Raw genomic sequence first — 17605 nt, forward strand, 5'->3', positions numbered from 1 at the left:
GGCCACGTGTACTTCCGGCCGGACCGGGGTATCCGGGGCACCCTGCGCCAAACACCGGGAAACCGCACCGACCCGAGGAGCCAGTCATCGCCACCGCGGTCCTGTTCGACGTCGACGGCACGCTCGTCGACTCCAACTACCTCCACGTCCACGCCTGGCGCCGGGCGTTCCACGAGCTCGGCCGGGACGTCGACTCCTGGCGCGTGCACCGCGCGATCGGCAAGGGCTCCGGCAAGCTGCTGCGCACCCTGCTGGGCGACGACGACACCGAGCGGATCGGCGACCGGGCCAAGGAGCTGCACAGCCGCTACTACCTGGAGACCGCCGGGCTGCTGCGGCCGTTCGACCGTGCGCCCGAGCTCGTCCGGGAACTGGCCGGGCGCGGGGTGCGGGTCGTGCTGGCGACGTCGGCGGGGCCGGACGAGCTGGAGGTGCTGCGCAAGGTCCTCGACGTCGACGACGTGGTCGCCGGGATCGTCTCCGGTGACGACGTCGAGGCGACGAAACCCGATCCGGAGCCGGTGTACGCGGCGCTCGACAAGGCCGGTACGGCACCGGAGGAGACGGTCTTCGTCGGCGACGCGGTCTGGGACGTGCAGGCCGCCACCAAGGCCGGCGTGCGCACGGTTTCGGTGCTCTCCGGTGGCGTCGGTGCCGCGGAGCTGTCCGACGCCGGCGCGGTCGCGGTCTACGACGACGCCGCGGCGCTGCTGGCCGGGCTGGGCGACAGCGTGCTGCTCGGCTGACCTTCCGAACGGGCGGTCCCGGCCGGACACCCGGCCGGGACCGCTCCGGTTCACTCGACGTCGGCCGCCGCGGTCAGGATCACCTCGGCGACGACCTCCGGCTGGGACACCGCGACCGCGTGCGAAGCATCGATCCGGCGGACCGTCGACGACGCGCGCTCGGCCATGAACTCCTGCGCCGCGGCCGGGATCGCGTTGTCCTGGTTCGCGATCAGCGTCCACGAAGGCAGCTTCGTCCACGCCGGGGTGCCCTCGAACGGCGCGGCCAGCGCCTGCTGCGCGACCGCCCGCTGGGTCACCGCCATGACCGCCGCGGTGGCCGCGGGGACGTCGGCCGCGAAGACCTCGGCGAAGTCCGCCGGCTTGATCGACAGCTCGGGCTCGCCGGCGTGCACCAGGACGTTCGTGGTCTCCGGGCCGAGCTTGGCGCCCGGGTAGCGGCCGGACAGCTCGAACACGCTCTCCCCCGCGTCGGGCTGGAACGCGGCGATGTAGACGAGGGCCTTGACGTTCGGCGTCTCGGTGGCCGCGCGGGTGATCAGGGCACCGCCGTAGGAGTGGCCGGCCAGGACGACCGGGCCGTCGACGCTCTCGACGACGCTCTTCACGTAGGCCGCGTCCGACTCCACGCCACGCAGCGGGTTCGCCACCGCGACCACCGGATAGCCCTGCTCCTGCAGCTTCGCGACGACCCCGGTCCAGCTGGACGAGTCGGCGAACGCGCCGTGGACCAGGACGATGGTGGGCTTGCTCATGACTGGCTCCTTCAGAGAGAACGATCGGTCTTTCTGTCAGCTACTCTGGACCTCTCCGGCCGCTGTGGCAATGTGACGAAGCCGATCTGGCAGAACGATCGGTCTTTCTCTAAGCTGGGGGGATGAGTACCGCCGAGCCGCACCCGAAGGACCGGCTGCTCGCGACCGCCTCCCGGCTCTTCTACGCCGAAGGCATCCACGCCGTCGGGGTGGAGCGCCTGGTCTCCGAGGCGTCCGTGACGCGGGCGACGTTCTACCGCCACTACCCCACCAAGGACGACCTGGTGGCCGCCTACCTCGCCGAGACCAGCCGTCAGATCCGCGCCGCCGTCGACGCCGCGCGCGCGGGCCGGCCGCCGCGGGAGGCGCTGGCCGAGACCCTGGCCGTGGTCGGCGACGCGACCTGCGGGGAGGACTTCCGCGGCTGCCAGTTCCTCAACGCCGCCGCCGAGTACCCCGACCCGGTGAACCGGGTCCGCCGGGTCATCGACGACCACCGGCAGTGGTTCTTCGGCGTCCTGCGCGAACAGGCGGCAGACCTCGGCCACCCGGACCCGGACCACGCGGCGCGCGTGCTGGTCCTGCTGCGTGACGGCGCCCTGCACGGCGGCGAACTCGACGACGCCGAAACGGTGCGCGCGACGCTGCGGCGGGCCGTCGACGACTTCCTGCGTGCTTGAGCGGCACGCCGAACAGGCGTTCAAGCCGCTTTCACCTGCACAAATCCAGCTAATCTAGGCCGAACGGGTTACCTTGGGCGCAGAAGGTGACGGAGGTCCGAAATGGCGGCAGACGACGCGTCGCTCGTCCCGGCCTGGCTGGAGCCGATGCTCGCCAAGCCCGACGGCGGCCGGCTGCGCACCGGCCCGGAGTGGGCCTACGAGTACAAGCTCGACGGGTACCGGGCGGCCATGCGCATCGCCCCCGACGGCACCACCGTCCTCACCAGCCGCAACAACATCGACTTCACCGCGGAGTTCGCCGACCTCGCGGGCGTGCTCGCCCCGGCGCTGGACGGCCGCGCCGCCTACCTGGACGGCGAAGTCGTCGTCTACGGCGAAGACGGCCGGATCGACTTCGAGCGGATGCAGGAACGCCGCGGCCGTTACGTCCGCCACCAGAGCGGGCCGAAGGGGCTGGAGTTCAAGGACGTCCCGGTCCGGTTCCTGGCGTTCGACCTGCTCCAGCTCGGGGACCGGAGCCTGCTGGCGCTGCCGTACGACGAGCGCCGCCGGCTGCTGGACGAGCTGCCGATGCCGGACCCGTACCGCGTTTCGGTGGTCCGCGCGGTCACGTTCGACGAACTCGCCGCCGACCGGCGGACCCCCGCCGACTTCCTCGCCCACGCTGCGTCCGCCGGGTACGAAGGCGTCGTCGCGAAGCTGCGTTCCTCGGCCTACTACCCCGGGCAGCGGCCGGACTCGTGGCTCAAGCACCCGCTGGTCCGGACGCAGGAGGCGATCATCTGCGGCTGGCGGCCCGGCCAGCGCAGCTTCACCGGCACGCTCGGCGGGCTGCTGCTCGGCGCGCACGACCCCGCCACCGGCGACCTGGTCTACATCGGCGACGTCGGCACCGGGTTCAGCCAGGCGAGCCGGGCGGATCTGAGGGCGCAGCTGGAGGCGATCGAGCGGCGCACCCACCCGTTCGTGACGACGCCGCCGCGGGAGGACATCGTCCGCGCCCGCTGGGTGGAGCCGCGCCTGGTGGGCGAGATCGTCTACCGCCAGTTCACCCGCGGCGGCCGGGTCCGCCACACGGCCTGGCGGGGCCTGCGCCACGACAAGGACCCGGCCGAGGTGCTGGCGCCACGCCCGGTACCGCACGACGCGGCCGCACCCCCGCCCGCACCCGCACCTTCGTCGCCGTCTGCGCCCGAACCCGCCGGGCAGCGGATCACCGTCCAGGCCGGGAACCGGCGGCTCACCCTGTCCAATCTGGACAAGGTGCTGTACCCGGCGACCGGGTTCACCAAGGGCGAGGTGATCAACTACTACTCGCGGGTCGCGGAGGTGCTGCTGCCGCACCTGGCCGGCCGTCCGGTGACGTTCATCCGCTACCCCAACGGGGTCGACGGCCAGAAGTGGTTCGAGAAGAACGTCCCGAAGGGTGCCCCGGACTGGCTGCGCACGGTCCGGGTGACCGCCACCGGCGGCACGATCGACCACCCGCTCCTGGACGACCTGCCGGGCCTGGTGTGGGCGGCGAACATGGCGGCGCTGGAGCTGCACGTTCCCCAGTGGACGGTGGAGTCGGGCACCAGAAGGCCCCCTGACCGGCTGGTGTTCGACCTGGACCCGGGCCCGGGCACGACGATCGTCGACTGCTCCCGGGTGGCGGAGCGGTTGCACGACGTCCTGGTGGCGGACGGGCTGACCCCGTACGCGAAGACGTCGGGCTCGAAGGGCATGCAGCTGTACTGCGGAATCCACACGGAGGACCCGGCGGCCCCCTCGGCGTACGCGAAGCGGCTCGCCCAGCGGCTGGCCCGCGAGACCCCGGAGACGGTGACGGCGGTGATGGCGAAGGCCCAGCGGACGGGCCGGGTGTTCATCGACTGGAGCCAGAACAACCCGGCGAAGACAACGGTGGCCCCGTATTCCCTCCGCGGCCGCGACCGCCCGACGGCCTCGACCCCGGTGACGTGGGACGAGGTGGCCGCCTGCCGCCACGTGAACCACCTGACGTTCACCGCCGACGAGGTGCTCGACCGGATCGAGGAGCACGGGGACCTGCTGGCGGGGTTGTTCAAGGACGCTGCGCCGCTGGGTGAGGTCAGGAGCGCTGGAAGAGCCGGCGCAGCTTGCCGATGAGCCCGGGGTTCCGTTCGGGTGGCGGTGAGGTGAAGTTGGCCGCGGGCTTCGGTTGCGGGTCGGTTTGCGGGCGCGCCTCGGCAGCGCGGGGGTTCTCGGGTACGGGGGCGCCTTCCGGGGCGGGGTTGCTCTCCGGCGCACCCGCCTCGACCGGGAGCGCGTGCTTCGGCTGCTGCGGCGCCCGCACTTCGGCCGGGTGTTCCTGTGCTGCAGCGGAATCGGGCACCGGATCGGCGGTCGACTGCACCGCATTCGGCCGAGCGGAAGCCCACTCCGGCGCGGGCCCTGCCGCCGCGTGCCGCGGCACCCCACTCGCGGGCGCCTGCTCCCGGTCGAGCGGCGCAGGATTACCCGGCTCTTCCTGCCGCGGTACCGATGAGATCTCCGGCGCGGCAACCTCGTTCGCGGGCGGCACCCCTTGCCGCGGCAAGTCGGATACTCCCGGCACCGCAGTTTCGGCCACCGGCTGCGCACTTCCCGGCGCCCCCTGGGAAACTCCCGGCGCCTCCGAGGCACTCCCTCGCGATGCCGTCGGAGCCGCCACCCCTCCCCAGGAATCCGCCGAAACCCTCGGCGCCACGGCAGCACCACCCTCCGGCGCCGCCGAAGCCGCCGCCTCGCCCCACCACCCCGCAGGAACTCCTGGTGCTGCCCCGGCGCTTCCCTGCGGCACCGCCGAACCCGCCGGAGCCGCCGCTTCTCCCGGCGAACCCACCGAAACCCCGGCAGGCACCCCCGGCCCACCCGCCTGCGGCCGCGGTGCCGGGATCTCCCCCGCCATCCGCCCCTCCCCCACCGGTTCCGGCCGCGGCAACTCCGGGCGCGCCAGCATCTCCGGGGTGATCGCCGGTGTCATCAGCGGGGTGTGCGCCGCGTCCGCGTTCGGCAGCACCGGCTCCCTCGCCGCCGGGTAGCGGGCCAGCGGGTCGTCTTCCACCACCGTCCCGTCCGCGCGATGGCCGCGGATCAGGCCGCACAACCCCAGCAACCCGAGCAAGCCCGCCAAGCCCCACCACACCGTCATGACGCTCCTCCGTTTCCTCGCTCCTCGAATAACCGGCCCCCGGGCGGGCCAACCGAGCGTGACCCGGGTGGGTGACACCGTCAGCCCAGCCGGGGCACGTCGCCCGGGAACGTGATCGGCAGCTCGTACAGGCCCCTCGCCGTGCGGCCGCCGCCCAGCCAGCCGTGGAAGTAGATGTGGCCGTCCACCACGTCGGCGCCGCCCGGGGCGTCCACCTTGCCGCCGAGCAGGTCCGTCGACAGGAGCTTGCCGTCCGCCTTCACGAACGCTCCGCCCAGCGACGGCGCCGACGCGTAACACGTGTGGTACCCCGTGCTCTGGAACGTGTCCGCCGAGTAGAACAGCAGGTACCGGGACCCCGTCTTCACCACCGAAGACGCCTCCACGACCGACATCTCGGCCGTGAGGTCCGCCCGCAGCAGCTCGGTGCGGGGCCCGGCCAACGTCCGGCCGTCGGCCTGCAGCTTCTGCAGCCAGATCGCCGAGGGTGGCCCCGTCGGCGCGCCGTCACTCTTGTAGAGGAGATAGCGTGACCCGTCCGTGTCGAGGAACGTCTGGGGGTCGATGTCCCCGTGGTCGCCGGGCTCGCACACGAGCGGCCGGTCGCCGGCCGGCGTGTACGGGCCTTCCGCCTTCTTCGCCGTCGCCGTGCCGAGGCACATCTCGCCGCCCGCCGTCTGCGGGGCCGCGAAGTACAGCACGAACGTGCCGTCGGCCAGCTGCGTGACGTCCGGTGCCCAGAACCCGCCGTCCGGTTTGGCCCACGCGGGTACGGCCGCGAGCGCATCGCCGCCGACGCGCCACGGCCCCTCCGGCGCCGCGGCGGCGGCGGTCCGGATCCGGGTCGGCCCGGCGCCGGTCGCGAAGGCGAAGTAACCCCAAGCGGTCTTGACGATGTCCGGGTCGGGGAAGTCCTGGTTGATCAGCAGCCGCGGCGCGCTCGCGGCCGCCGCCGAAGGGGCCATCACGAACGAGGCCACGACGACCGGGACGAGCAGGAGAGCCTTCAAGCGCATAGGCGATTTTCCCGGCGTGACAACGATTCCGGCAACGCCAGCCCGGCGACGTCACCAGGACGCGTGGACTTGCCCGCGTGCCCCGAACGGGTGGATTCCGGCCGTACCCCGCCGGGTAGCCGCCCACCCATGCACGCAACCAGCGGCCGCGGAGCGTACCGCGCCGGGCACCCCGTCGGCGAGGCCGAGGGCACGGCGGCCCGGCAGGAGAAACCGTTGGGAGTGCCGGGAAAACCCCTGGATCGCCGCACGCCGTTCCTCACCGGGCTGCTCGCCGCGGCCGGCGTGCTCGTCACGATCGCGGTCGCCGAACTCCTCCTCGCAGCCTCCGACGTGCTGCTGCTGATCGGCATCGCGTTCTTCCTCGCCGTCGGGCTCGAGCCGGTGACCGCCCGGCTCACGCGCCGCGTGCCGCGCGTGCTCGCCACCGCGGTGGTCGTCGTGACCGGCCTGGGCGTCCTCGGCGGCGCGATCGCCGCGGCCGCCGTTCCCCTGGCCGACCAGGCGGCGCAGCTGCAGGACGGCGCACCGCGGTACCTGACCCTGCTGCGCGACCACAGCACGCTGCTCGGCCGCGCCAACGAGGTCTTCGGCCTGGAAGCGGCCATCCGGTCCGTCGAAGTGTCCGACGTCGCGAGGTCGCTCGCGGCGGTGCTGGGCGACGCCGTGATCGTCGTCGTGCTCGCCACCTACTTCGTCGCCGACTTCCCGCGGATCCGCAGCGCGCTCTACCGGTTGGCGCCGCGGTCGCGGCGGCCGCGGGTGATCCTGATCGGCGACGCGGTCTTCCGGAAGGTCGGCGCGTACCTCGTCGGCAACGTCGTCGTGTCGCTGGTCGCCGGAACCGCCGCCTTCGCCTGGCTCTGGGCGTTCGACGTGCCCTACCCGCTCGTGCTCGCCGTGCTCGTCGCCGTGCTCGACCTGGTACCCGTGGCGGGCTCGGTGGCGGCCGGGGCGGCCACGACGCTCGTCGCCCTCACGGTCTCGGTGCCGGTGGGGCTCGCCACGCTGGGCTTCTTCGCCGCCTACCGGCTGGTGGAGGACTACGTGCTGCTGCCGAAGATCGTCGGCCGCGCCGTCCGCGTCCCCGCGCTCGTCACCGTCGTCGCGGTGCTGCTCGGGTTCGCGCTGCTCGGCGTCGTCGGCGCGTTCGTCGCGGTGCCCGTGGCGGCCGCGGTACTGCTCGTCGTGCGGGAAGTGACCCTGCACCGGCTCGACCGGGCATGACGAACCGCCGCGCGGAACCCACCCGCGCGGCGGTCGGACCCGGAAGGGTCAGTTGCCCTGAGCGGTCCCGCCGTCGGCGATCTCACCGGCGGCGCAGTTGTCCGGGTTGGAGCCGGAGGCCTCGTGCTCGCCCGGGGAGAGCACCGGCACGCCGATGCCGTTCGCGGTGTCCTGGACCGGCACCTGGACGCCGAGCACGTTGATGTTGTCGTCGCACACGCCGCCGACGACGTTCAGGTTGTGCACGGCGTCGAGGTTCTGCACGTTCCCGACCAGGCCGAACTGGTCGGTGGAGTCGACCGGGTGGCCGGCGACGGTCACGTTGGCCGCGGACGCGGATCCGCCGAGCACCGCCATCCCGGCGGCGAGGGTGGTGGCGACGAAGCCGAGCTGCTTGATCACGAGAAAAATACTCCTTCTGGGAACCCGCCGGAGGAGCCCGGCGGGGGATCGGGGGAAAGGGAACGGGCCCGGCTTCGGTTCGCCGGGCCCGCGAAGATCCGTTAAGGTGCGCTTCAGGCCGGGTGGGACCGGCGCACTTCTCCAGCGTCGTGGCCGGTCCCACCCGGGTCGGCGCCGTCCGGCGTCGCGGCGTGCCGGGAACGCGGAACCGGAGTGTGCAGCTCGCTCCGTGTTCCCGGCACGCAGTGCGCGTCGGCTCTGGCGGCCGATTTCCCCGTGCCCGGCTTCGGCTTCCGCACGCACGAGCCGGGCACGGGAACTCAGTGGCCCTGGCTCGTGCCGCCGTCGGACAGGCCGCCCGAGGCGCAGTTCTCCGGGTTCTCACCGCTGGCCTCGTGCGAGCCCGGCGACAGGATCGGCACGCCGATGCCGTTCGCGGTGTCCTGGATCGGCACCTGGACGCCGAGCACGTTGATGTTGTTGTCGCACAGGCCGACGACGGCGTTGACGTTGTGCAGGACGTCGGTGTTGTTCAGGTTCACCAGGCCGACCTGACCGGTGTAGTCGTAGCCGCCGTGGGGGTAACCGTGGTGGTGGTCGTGGTGGCCGGCCGGGGTGCCGGCCGCGGCGACACCGGCGGCCAGGAACGCGCCGGCCGCGGCGGTGGCCGTCACGAAGCCGATCTTCTTCAGCATGGATTGCTCCTCGGTCAACGATATTCGGAGAACGGGACGGCAGTGAAGGTGTGTTCTCCGTCCCGTGTGAGGGAAACGTACTGATGCCGGGCCACGGATTCCACTTCGTGCCACCATCGTGTGGGTACCGCGAGCCCCTGACCGCGCCGCGTGTGGTCCGATCGGGTTATTCCGGTTCTTTTTGCCGGCAACCGGTTCCCCCGTCTGCCCAGGGATATCGCTTGTGGGGCAAGAAATGTTTCCGGGCACGCGAAAGAGCCCTGCGCCGGGCGGCGCAGAGCTCTTCGCGGGGTTTCCCTTACTCGGGCCAGGCTTCGGCTTCGGCCGTCAGCGCGGTCGTGACGTCGATTTCGCCCGACCGCACCCGCCACGCGAGCGAGTCCGGCCGGGGTTGCAGCAGGTGCCAGCCGACGACGTCTTCGTCGCGGTAGCAGGGGTTTTCGTCGTCACCGATGCCCAGCGCGGCGAAGTACTGGCGGGCGGGCCAGGTCTCGGGAACCCAGGCGCAAGCCCAGCGCACGACGATCCTGGCGAGGTCGTTGCGGCCGTCCGCCGGGTGGATCAGGCGATCGCCGGTGGTGCAGATCAGGCGCGGCGTGTAGGTCGCACCCAGTGGCGCGACGACGAGTTCAGTGTTCATTTCTCCCCCGGTCCACGGCAGTGGACGGTATTGCCCGGCTCGGATGCGCTGCTGCGCTTGGGAAGGGGAAGACGGCCGGGGGCGGACGAGCGCACGAGGCGTGTCCCCGCACGGCTCCGTCTTGAACCGGGAGCCATCTTACAAAAGCCGGACGCACACCGGAAACGGGGTCCCGGCGCCGAAGTCTTCGCTCGTTCCCGTGACGGCGCGTGTGGACCGCGCCGGCGGGGGTACGCCCGGGTGGTCCGATTGCCGCGACGGAAGGAACAACGGTGATGAACCACAGGGCAGTAAGGCTCTGCTGCGCCGGGATCGCGGCCGCGGCGTTCGCCTTGACGACGGCGGTGCCGGCCTCGGCGGCTCCGCAGCTGACGGCCCCGGCGTGGCAGCAGCAGAGCGACGACGACGGGACGAACCGCGACAGCAACGACGACAACGGTCTGTGGGGCCTGCTCGGGCTGGTCGGGTTGCTGGGCCTGGCGGGCCTGGTGCGACGCGGGCCGAAGCCGGGTGCGATGACGGGATACCCGGCCGCGGGGGCGGGCGAGCCACCGGCGAACGCGTACCCGCCGGCCGAACCGCGGCGGAACCCGCCGGGCGTTTGAGCGTCGGTCGCGCGGTGAGACCGGTCCCCACCGGATGCCCGGCCGCCACCCGGATGGCCCAACGGGTCCTCTCGGCCGGGTATCCGAGCGTCACCGGCCTGCGGTGCGCGGAGCTCGTCGTGCGCGGGGTTGCCCTGCTGTGGCACGGAAAGGCTTATAGCGCATAGCTGATCGACGCAAAGCGGCGGGGTGTGCCCGGTGCCGCGGACCCGGCTGCTACTGCATTCTCGAGTGCCGCCGAAGCCGCTCGCGCAGGGGCAGCGGAGCGTGCGGACTGCATCGAAGCGGCGTACCACGTCCCGGCCGGGCGCCTGAGTGCCGCCGGGCCGGGATATCCGGCCCCCGGCAAGCCTCTCGACAGCGACGATGCTGCACCGCGGACCCCCGCCCGGCGCCTGAGCGCCGTCGCGAACCCGGCCGCCGCCGGGTGCCCGGGTGACCCTGGTGCCCCGCACCGTCATTCCTCTCCTCTTCGCGCAGAACGTCCCGGCGCCGGGTGGCGTCGGGACGTTCTGCGTTTCCTTCTCTCCGAATGGCGCCCAGTTGTCAGGTCTCGGCACCGAGGAGGCCACACAAGGGCCGGAAAACCGGCCCCGTGGCCGCCGCCCAGATTAGCGAGACGCTCGTTGCGCGAGAAGTGTTTTTTCATCGTACCCTACTTAAGAGTGGCTTTCCCGCCCCTGGCAAATGCGCATGATTACCCATTCTTTCTTCGCATAAACCTCACGATCGGGTGAAAGTCCCGTGTCACCCGGAACTGGCGCCGGGCGCACCTTCAGTGGAGAAAACCGCGCCGATTCAGCCATCTATCGTAATGGTCCGACACGAACGAGTGGTCGACTCGCGCAAAGTAACCGATGCGGAAATGCGCCGAACAACCACTTCACGCGTTGTCGATGTTTGTTCCGGGGAGACCCGCGGGCCCGTACACCGTGCGGAATCAAGCGGCTCCGCCCGCCACGGGCATCCGCTCGCGTTATCGCCGAACGGCGCTCACCATGATCGCAGTCGGCATCGCACAATCTCCGAGGAGTACGACATGAAAAGTGCACTGACCCGAGCGCTCACGGTGTTCGTCACCGCGGCTGCGGTGACCCTCACGGGGGTGGGTGTGGCAACCGCGGGTGGCCCCGGTGGGAGCGGATCGTCGAGCACCACCAGCGCCGCGGCGGAAGTCCAGAGCCTGCGCGACCAGCTGGCGTCGCGGGCGGACAGCGGGGACGTGCCCGGCACGCAGGCCACCCTCGCCCACCTCGATCCGCTGCTGTCGGATCTGGCCCAGGGCAAGCGGTACAGCATCCAGGCCGCGGCCAAGGACAGCGCGGCCACCGCGCAGAAAGACACCGCCGAAGCCCGCCAGGGCGTCGACAAGCTGGCCGACCAGCTGGCGTCGCGCCAGTCGCTGCCGCCGGTGTCGGCACTGCTCAACGCGCTGCTGCAGCGGGTGCTGATCAGCCTTTCCGCTCTGGTCAACGACCTTCTCGGCGGGCTGCCCGTCCCGGTCGGCTGAGCCGGCCGGTACCCCGGACGGACAAGCCGGCGACGGCCCGGCGCGGATCCCCTCCCGCACCGGGCTTTCGCTTCCGCGGTGGCTATTCGTAGACGACGTAGGCGGGCGTGGGGTTCAGCGCCAGAACGTCCGCCGGGGTCATCAGGTCCGCGCCGCGGCGGGTGTCCTCGTCGAAGAACAGCTTGAAACCCGGCCGCACGTGCGCCGGCATGGTCTTCATCAGCGTCTGCCACGTCGCTTTCTTGGCGGCGACCGAACCGATGCCGTCGACGACCTTGACGACCGAAACCCCCTTGTGCTGCTGCAGAAGCGCCTCGTCGCGCACGACGGACGCGGCGACCTGGTGGTAGACCATCACCTTGGCCGGCAGGCGGTGCGCGTCGGCCAGGCCGCCCAGGTACCGGGCGACGCCGTCGAGCTCGGTGCCGGTCGTGCGGCCGAACTTCTTGCCGGGGATCACGCCCGGTTCCACCGCCCACTCGGGGTCGAGCGCGACGCCGACGTCGGGTTCGGTCAGCCAGCGCTCGTAGGCCTGCACCTCGGGCAGGAAGTCGGCGCGGCCGGGCTGGATGTTCAGCAGCAGCAGGCCTTTCATCGCCCGCGCGGCGTCGAGGTAGTCGCGCACGGTCGAGTCCGCGCAGCGGCTGCGGAACATGCCGTCCTCACCCGGCGAGCGGTGCACGGTGGTGGCGATCAGCTCGACCACCGGCGTGATCGGACGTCCCGCGGGGAACATCTCGATCTGGCGCCGCAGCGCGCGGCTCGCTTCGGTGAGGTCACCCGTCATGCGGCCGAGCGCCTTCGCGCCCGGCGCCCCGCAGAAGCCCACGAGGAGGCTCTTTTCCAGCGGGTTCGGCGGTGGCGGCGGCGGTGTGGCCGCGACGGCGGCCGGCGCCGGGGCCGGCACGGCGAGTGCCTGTCCGCGTTGCAGCGCACCACACGCGCTCGTGGCGAAGCCCGCGAGAGCGGCGGTGAGGACCAGGCGTCGATCGAAGGTTCGTTCGGCGGCATCCGCCTTTTTCGGGACCATCGCGAGGAAATACCCGCGGCTGATCTTCGGCAAACCCGATTCCCGCGGATCACCGAGTCGTGCTCTGGCTTATTGCGTTGCCATGGCCCCGGCCTGCGGAAACGCGCATTTCCGGGTGCGCGAACGCAATTCCGCGCTCACCCGACCCGGTGGCACGGCCCGCACCCGCGGCGGCCCGGTCGCACACTTCCGGCATGCGTTGCCTTTTCCGCTCCGGTGCCGGGTTCACCGCTGTCCTCGCGCTGGCGGCCTGTGGCGGCCCCGCGCCCGTCGCCCCGGCGCCCGCACCGCCGCGTCCGGCCCCCGCCGCGGCGCCCGCGCGCGTCACGCCGGCGACCGCCCGGCAGGTGGGCGCCGACGAGCTGGGCCGGGTACCGGTCCTGATGTACCACCGCCTCGCCGCGCAGCCGAAGTCGGTCTACGGCCGCACGCCCGCCGACTTCACGGCGGAGCTGGAGCGCCTCGCGGCCGAGGACTACGTCCCGATCACGACGGCGGAACTGGTGTCCCGCCGGATCGACATCCCGGCGGGCGCGCACCCGGTGGTCCTGACGTTCGACGACGGCGACCCGACGACGTTCCGCCTGACGCCCCAGGGCCAGCCGGAGCCGGGCACGGCGATCCGCATCCTCCTGGACGTCGCGGCGGCGCACCCGCGCTTCCGCCCGGTGGCGAGCGTGTACGTGAACGAGCACCCGTTCGGCGGCGACCCCGACGGCCGGGCCCTGCGCTGGCTGACCGACCACGGCTTCGAGGTCGGCAACCACACCCGCCACCACACGAACCTGCGCACGGCAACGGAAGCCGAGGCAACGGCGGCGATCGCGGAGGAGGACGCGCTGATCCGCCAGGCGATCCCGGGCTACCAGCCGAAGACGCTGGCCCTGCCGTACGGCAGCCGCCCGCACCGGGCGGGCCTGGCGGTCCAGGGCCCGGGTTATGCGTACGGAGGGGCGCTGCTGGTGGGAGCGGGGCCGTCCCCGTCACCGTGTTCGGCCAAGTTCGACCCGGCGGCGATCCCGCGCATCCGCTCCCAGTCGACGGGCAAGGAAGCGGAGTACGGCTCGGCCCATTGGCTCGACGAGCTGGGTGCGGCATCGGGCCACCGCTACACATCGGACGGCGACCCGTCGACGGTGGCGTACCCCCGGTCCGAGGGCGCGGCGGCGCCGGAGTGTGCGGGTGCGGGCCTTGCCTACTGAACGACACCCGCTGGCGCGGGTGGATTGGCTGCCGCAGCCCCGCCGCCGCCCGTCGCGGGAGAACGGAGCACCGGCACCGCGTTTCCCGGCCCCGACGACTCAGGTCGGCGCGGTCCCGAAGGCGGCGGCTCCCGCGGCTCCCGCGGCTCCCGCGGCTCCCGCGGCTCCCGCGGCTCCCGCGGCTCCCGCGGCTCCCGCGGCTCCCGCGGCTCCCGCGGCTCCCGCGGCTCCCGCGGCTCCCGCGGCTCCCGCGGCTCCCGCGGCTCCCGCGGCTCCCGCGGCTCCCGCGGCTCCCGGCCGAGTGTCCGCCCCGGAGCCGCGGACCTCAATCGAACACGCGCCGAATCCGGAAACTGAGGAATTCCCGCCGGCAACGGGCCAGATTCTCGCGCCCGAGCCGAGCACCTCAACGGCCGCGGCGCCACCCACCTCAGTGGAGCAACCTCCGACCGCCGCAACACCGATCCCCGCCGCGCCCTCGACCCCAGACCCGACCCTGACCATTGTCCCGGCACCGGCCACCTCTGCGCAGCAATCGCCGACCGCCGCAGCAGCCCCGGCCCCGGCCCCGGCCCCGGCCCCGGCCCCGGCCCCGGAGAGCGAGCAAACCCCAAGCACCCCAACCAAACCAACCACCCCTCAACCACCCCCGCCCGCACCCGAAACCCCAGAACCCCACCCCACCCACCAAACGCACGCCCTCTCCCCTGCCCCGGCGATCTCCGTCGGCCCACCCGCCCCGCGCGTCCCACGAAAGCCTCCCGCCACCCTCCAACCGCCCACCCCACCCCTACCCGCCCCATCCCCCAAGCACGCCGAAGCCCCCTGGTGGCCCCCAGCCGTGCTCGTCTTCGCCGTTGCGCTCGCCCTCGCCCTGCTCCTCACCCCGGAAGCCGCCCAGCCCCGGCGGATCGATGGGATCGCCGCCGCCGGACCCGCCGCCCTCACCAAGACCGCCGCCCCGAAACCGGCCCCCGAACCCGCCGCCCTCCCGGAAGGCGTTCCCGTCACCGAAGCCGGCAACGGAACCTGGCACGTCGTCCCCGGCACCGGTCCCGACTTCGGCACCGGCGGCGAACTCCTCACCTACACCATCGAAATCGAGGACGGCGTCGACCTCCCCGGCTTCGACCACGACGTCGACGCCGTCCTCGCCGACCCGCGCGGCTGGACCGGCCTCGGCGCCGTCACCTTCCGGCGGCTCGACCGTCCCGATGCCCGCCCCGACGTCCGGATCAGCCTCACCAGTCCCGGGACCGCGCGCCGGCCCGATCTCTGCGGCTATGGGATCCCGTTCGACTCCTCGTGCCGGCTCTCGCGTTACCACCGGATCGTCCTCAACCTCGCCCGCTGGCTCCGCGGCGCCCACTCCTACGACGGCGACCTGGCCGGCTACCGCACCTACGCCGTCAACCACGAGATGGGGCACGCCCTCGGCTACGGCCACGTCGGCTGCCCCCGCCACCGGTGCGCCCGCGCCGGTCATGATGCAGCAGACCTTCGGGCTGTCCAACACCTACCTCGCGAACCTCAACCGCGCCGAACCGGGCGCCGCCGTGAAGGTGCGGCCGGACGGAGCCGTCTGCCGCCCGAACCCGTGGCCGCGCCCGGCTACCGGGGATCCCACTCCCACGCGGTGAGCGCGGTGCGCATCAGCCGGGCCGCCGCGGGCCCGATGCCAAGACCGGCGAACACGAGGGCATGGGCACGATGGCGAACCTCGAAATCACCTGACACGGGCTGTCGCGCTTCGTCACCCGGTCGTGGCGAGGTCGATCTCCATCGGGGGTCGGCGCACCGGCCCCCGCCACCTGCGGCGCGTGTCCCGCTGGGCCGGACGGGCAACGACCACGAACCACGAGTGAATCTCCTTGTCCCTGCGAAACTCCCGCCACTAGCGTCTTCCGTGAGGGACCGGATCCCTTTCCTGTCAAGGAAACGACCGAGGAGTTCAATCGATGACCGCTCTCGAGAAGCCCGTGACCCGCACCGCGTACCAGCAGTCGGTCGCCGACTACTGGAACGCGGAGAAGGATCCGGTGAACCTCCGGCTGGGCGACGTCGACGGCCTCTACCACCACCACTACGGCCTCGGTGACTACGACCCGGCCGTGCTGGAAGCCCCGGCCGCCACGCGTGACGAGGCGATCATCGCGGAGATGCACCGGCTCGAGACCGCCCAGGCGGACGTCCTGCTCGACCACCTCGGCCCGATCACGCCGGAGGACAGGCTGCTCGACGCCGGCTGCGGCCGCGGCGGCACCAGCGTCATGGCCCACCTGCGGTTCGGCTGCCAGGTCGACGGCATCTCCATTTCGGAGCAGCAGGTCGGGTTCGCCAACGCGCACGTCCGGCAGCGCGGGATCGACGGCTCGGTCCGCTACCACCTGAAGAACATGCTCGACACCGGCTTCGAGTCCGCCGTGTTCCAGGGCATCTGGAACAACGAGAGCACGATGTACGTCGACCTGAACGAACTGTTCGCCGAGCACGCGCGGCAGCTGAAGCCCGGCGGCCGGTACGTGACGATCACCGGCTGCTACAACGACGTGACGGGCGGCCGGTCGCGTGCGGTCAGCCAGATCGACCAGCACTACATCTGCAACATCCACGCCCGCGGCGACTACTTCAAGGCGCTCGCGGCCAACGGGTTCGTGCCGATCAACGTGGTCGACCTGACCGCGGCGACGATCCCCTACTGGGAGCTGCGCGAGAAGTCGTCGGTCGCCACCGGCGTCGAGAAGCCGTTCCTGACCGCCTACCGCGAGGGCAGTTTCCACTACCTGCTGATCGCCGCCGACCGCGTCTGAGGCGGGCGGGGTGACCGGGGAGAGCACCACTTGTCCACAGTGGACCGTCGGCGGGCTGCCGGCGGCGCCGTTCGGGCTCGGGACGTCGGCGGCGCGGATCGCGAGCCGGTTCGCGCCGTCGCCCGGGCCGGACCCGGCGTACGCGTACCTGCCGTGGGGGGACGGCAGCGCGTCGCCGCTGTACTGCCCGGTCCAGGGCCGCGTCGACGACGGCCTGGCCGCGGAGGTCGACCGGCGGCTGGTCGCCTGGGCGGCGGACTGCGGGTTCACCGGCAAGGGCCTGGAGCAGATCGCGGGCGCCGGGTTCGGCAGGCTGGTGATGCTCGCCCACACCGACTGCGACGACCCGGACCGGCTGCTCGTCGCGGCGCAGCTCAACGCGGTCTGGTGGGCGGCCGACGACTACTACGCCGACGACAGCACGCTGGGCGCGGCGCCCACCGAGCTCCCGCCGCGGCTGGCGCTGGTCATGGCGGCGATGGACCCGGTCGCCCCGGCCGGGGAGTTCACCGCCCCGCTGGAAGAAGCGCTGCGCAGCGACCCGATCCTGGTCGGGCTGCACTCGGCGATCGACCACCTGGGCCGGCACGGCTCGCCGGTGCTCGTGCAACGGGTCTGCTACGCGACGTTCTCGATGTTCGTCAGCTGGGACGCCTACGCGGCGTGGCGCCACACCGGGCAGTACCCGCCGGCGTGGGAGTACCTGGCCGCCCGCCAGCACGACAGCTTCTACACGTCGATGACGCTCGTCGACGCCGTCGGCGGGTACGAGCTGGCCGCGCCGTTCTACTACGACCCGCGCGTGCGCGAGGCGATGATGCGGGCCGGGACGGCGGCGGTGCTGGTCAACGACCTGCACTCGGTGGCGAAGGACGCGGCCGACGAAAAGCCGGTCTGCAACATGGTGCTGCAGATCGCCGCCGACCGGGACTGCCCGGTCGAGGAGGCGGTGGAAGCCACCGTCGCACTGCACAACAAGATCGTCCACGAGTTCGAGGACGGCCACCGGGATCTGCTGGCCGTGCCGTCGCCGGAGCTGCAGCGCTTCCTCGTGGGTGTCCGTTCCTGGATGGGCGGCGGCTTCACCTGGCACGCCACCAATCCCCGTTACCAGTGATTGGGGTTTCGTT

At 72.3% G+C, this 17605-nt stretch carries 17 protein-coding genes and 1 pseudogene; 11 read left to right on the forward strand and 7 right to left on the reverse strand.

Features of this window, described 5'->3' with window-relative positions; all coding sequences use genetic code 11:
* Nucleotides 1–101: 101 nt before the first annotated feature.
* A complete protein-coding gene (locus tag HUT10_RS05870; protein ID WP_254897435.1) occupies nt 102–746 on the forward strand; it encodes an HAD family hydrolase in 645 nt (214 codons plus the stop codon).
* A gap of 50 nt (nt 747–796) precedes the next feature.
* Here HUT10_RS05870 and HUT10_RS05875 read toward each other — a convergent pair whose 3' ends face one another.
* Nucleotides 797–1501: an alpha/beta fold hydrolase gene (locus tag HUT10_RS05875; protein ID WP_176170225.1), complete on the reverse strand. Its 705-nt coding sequence runs from the start codon at nt 1499–1501 to the stop codon at nt 797–799.
* Between the two features lie 122 nt (nt 1502–1623).
* Between HUT10_RS05875 and HUT10_RS05880 the strand changes: the two genes are divergently transcribed.
* Together HUT10_RS05880 and ligD are read left to right on the forward strand one after the other, a co-directional pair.
* Nucleotides 1624–2181: a TetR/AcrR family transcriptional regulator gene (locus HUT10_RS05880; RefSeq protein ID WP_176170226.1), complete on the forward strand. Its 558-nt coding sequence runs from the start codon at nt 1624–1626 to the stop codon at nt 2179–2181.
* A gap of 102 nt (nt 2182–2283) precedes the next feature.
* A complete protein-coding gene (ligD, locus tag HUT10_RS05885) occupies nt 2284–4314 on the forward strand; it encodes a DNA ligase D (protein ID WP_176170227.1) in 2031 nt (676 codons plus the stop codon).
* Here the strand turns inward: ligD and HUT10_RS05890 are convergent.
* Nucleotides 4277–5338 carry a hypothetical protein gene (locus tag HUT10_RS05890; protein WP_176170228.1) on the reverse strand — a complete coding sequence of 354 codons (1062 nt, stop codon included), beginning with the start codon at nt 5336–5338 and terminating at the stop codon, nt 4277–4279. The genes ligD and HUT10_RS05890 overlap by 38 nt on opposite strands.
* An 80-nt stretch (nt 5339–5418) precedes the next feature.
* Entirely contained in the window at nt 5419–6354 is a 936-nt protein-coding gene (locus HUT10_RS05895; RefSeq protein ID WP_176170229.1) for a glycoside hydrolase family 43 protein, read from the reverse strand.
* Between the two features lie 129 nt (nt 6355–6483).
* On the opposite strand from HUT10_RS05895, the gene HUT10_RS05900 reads away from it, so the two are divergent.
* A complete protein-coding gene (locus HUT10_RS05900; protein WP_254896710.1) occupies nt 6484–7581 on the forward strand; it encodes an AI-2E family transporter in 1098 nt (365 codons plus the stop codon).
* 48 nt (nt 7582–7629) lie between these two features.
* On the opposite strand, the gene HUT10_RS05905 is transcribed toward HUT10_RS05900, so the two are convergent.
* The 3 genes from HUT10_RS05905 to HUT10_RS05915 form a co-directional block, all read right to left on the reverse strand.
* Nucleotides 7630–7983, reverse strand: a complete 354-nt coding sequence (locus HUT10_RS05905; RefSeq protein WP_176170230.1) for a hypothetical protein — start codon at nt 7981–7983, stop codon at nt 7630–7632.
* A 320-nt stretch (nt 7984–8303) separates the two neighbouring features.
* Nucleotides 8304–8678 (reverse strand): hypothetical protein, encoded by a 375-nt coding sequence (locus HUT10_RS05910; RefSeq protein WP_176170231.1) that lies wholly within the window; start codon nt 8676–8678, stop codon nt 8304–8306.
* Nucleotides 8679–8976: 298 nt separating this feature from the next.
* A complete protein-coding gene (locus HUT10_RS05915) occupies nt 8977–9318 on the reverse strand; it encodes a hypothetical protein (protein WP_176170232.1) in 342 nt (113 codons plus the stop codon).
* 275 nt (nt 9319–9593) lie between these two features.
* On the opposite strand from HUT10_RS05915, the gene HUT10_RS05920 reads away from it, so the two are divergent.
* Together HUT10_RS05920 and HUT10_RS05925 are read left to right on the forward strand one after the other, a co-directional pair.
* Nucleotides 9594–9923 (forward strand): WGxxGxxG family protein, encoded by a 330-nt coding sequence (locus HUT10_RS05920; protein WP_176170233.1) that lies wholly within the window; start codon nt 9594–9596, stop codon nt 9921–9923.
* Between the two features lie 1039 nt (nt 9924–10962).
* Complete coding sequence (locus HUT10_RS05925) at nt 10963–11433, forward strand: hypothetical protein (RefSeq protein ID WP_176170234.1); 471 nt, start codon at nt 10963–10965, stop codon at nt 11431–11433.
* A gap of 82 nt (nt 11434–11515) precedes the next feature.
* Here the strand turns inward: HUT10_RS05925 and HUT10_RS05930 are convergent, their stop codons facing one another.
* Complete coding sequence (locus tag HUT10_RS05930) at nt 11516–12496, reverse strand: hypothetical protein (protein WP_176170235.1); 981 nt, start codon at nt 12494–12496, stop codon at nt 11516–11518.
* A 161-nt stretch (nt 12497–12657) separates the two neighbouring features.
* On the opposite strand from HUT10_RS05930, the gene HUT10_RS05935 reads away from it, so the two are divergent.
* The 5 genes and pseudogenes from HUT10_RS05935 (at nt 12658) to HUT10_RS05955 (ending at nt 17592) form a co-directional block, all read left to right on the forward strand.
* The gene (locus HUT10_RS05935; protein ID WP_176170236.1) at nt 12658–13665 is read left to right on the forward strand and encodes a polysaccharide deacetylase family protein; all 1008 of its coding nucleotides are present in this window, start codon (nt 12658–12660) and stop codon (nt 13663–13665) included.
* An 841-nt stretch (nt 13666–14506) separates the two neighbouring features.
* Nucleotides 14507–15058, forward strand: a pseudogene (locus tag HUT10_RS05945) (DUF3152 domain-containing protein); the annotation flags it as partial.
* Nucleotides 15059–15152: 94 nt separating this feature from the next.
* On the forward strand, nt 15153–15305 hold the full coding sequence (locus HUT10_RS50560; protein ID WP_254897436.1) for a DUF3152 domain-containing protein: 153 nt from the start codon (nt 15153–15155) through the stop codon (nt 15303–15305).
* Nucleotides 15306–15623: 318 nt separating this feature from the next.
* A complete protein-coding gene (locus HUT10_RS05950; RefSeq protein ID WP_176170237.1) occupies nt 15624–16475 on the forward strand; it encodes a geranyl diphosphate 2-C-methyltransferase in 852 nt (283 codons plus the stop codon).
* A 10-nt stretch (nt 16476–16485) separates the two neighbouring features.
* Entirely contained in the window at nt 16486–17592 is a 1107-nt protein-coding gene (locus HUT10_RS05955; RefSeq protein WP_176170238.1) for a family 2 encapsulin nanocompartment cargo protein terpene cyclase, read from the forward strand.
* Nucleotides 17593–17605: the final 13 nt, after the last annotated feature.

Source organism: Amycolatopsis sp. Hca4, assembly GCF_013364075.1.
GTDB lineage: Bacteria > Actinomycetota > Actinomycetes > Mycobacteriales > Pseudonocardiaceae > Amycolatopsis.

Bases quoted from the DNA above. Each gene is read 5' to 3' on its own strand.
- HUT10_RS05920 (WP_176170233.1), top strand. From the start codon at position 9,594: ATGAACCACAGGGCAGTAAGGCTCTGCTGCGCCGGGATCGCGGCCGCG.
- HUT10_RS05925 (WP_176170234.1), top strand. From the start codon at position 10,963: ATGAAAAGTGCACTGACCCGAGCGCTCACGGTGTTCGTCACCGCGGCT.
- ligD (WP_176170227.1), top strand. From the start codon at position 2,284: ATGGCGGCAGACGACGCGTCGCTCGTCCCGGCCTGGCTGGAGCCGATG.
- HUT10_RS05875 (WP_176170225.1), bottom strand. From the start codon at position 1,501: ATGAGCAAGCCCACCATCGTCCTGGTCCACGGCGCGTTCGCCGACTCG.
- HUT10_RS05935 (WP_176170236.1), top strand. From the start codon at position 12,658: ATGCGTTGCCTTTTCCGCTCCGGTGCCGGGTTCACCGCTGTCCTCGCG.
- HUT10_RS05915 (WP_176170232.1), bottom strand. From the start codon at position 9,318: ATGAACACTGAACTCGTCGTCGCGCCACTGGGTGCGACCTACACGCCG.
- HUT10_RS50560 (WP_254897436.1), top strand. From the start codon at position 15,153: ATGCAGCAGACCTTCGGGCTGTCCAACACCTACCTCGCGAACCTCAAC.
- HUT10_RS05880 (WP_176170226.1), top strand. From the start codon at position 1,624: ATGAGTACCGCCGAGCCGCACCCGAAGGACCGGCTGCTCGCGACCGCC.
- HUT10_RS05950 (WP_176170237.1), top strand. From the start codon at position 15,624: ATGACCGCTCTCGAGAAGCCCGTGACCCGCACCGCGTACCAGCAGTCG.
- HUT10_RS05900 (WP_254896710.1), top strand. From the start codon at position 6,484: ATGCACGCAACCAGCGGCCGCGGAGCGTACCGCGCCGGGCACCCCGTC.
- HUT10_RS05895 (WP_176170229.1), bottom strand. From the start codon at position 6,354: ATGCGCTTGAAGGCTCTCCTGCTCGTCCCGGTCGTCGTGGCCTCGTTC.
- HUT10_RS05890 (WP_176170228.1), bottom strand. From the start codon at position 5,338: ATGACGGTGTGGTGGGGCTTGGCGGGCTTGCTCGGGTTGCTGGGGTTG.
- HUT10_RS05910 (WP_176170231.1), bottom strand. From the start codon at position 8,678: ATGCTGAAGAAGATCGGCTTCGTGACGGCCACCGCCGCGGCCGGCGCG.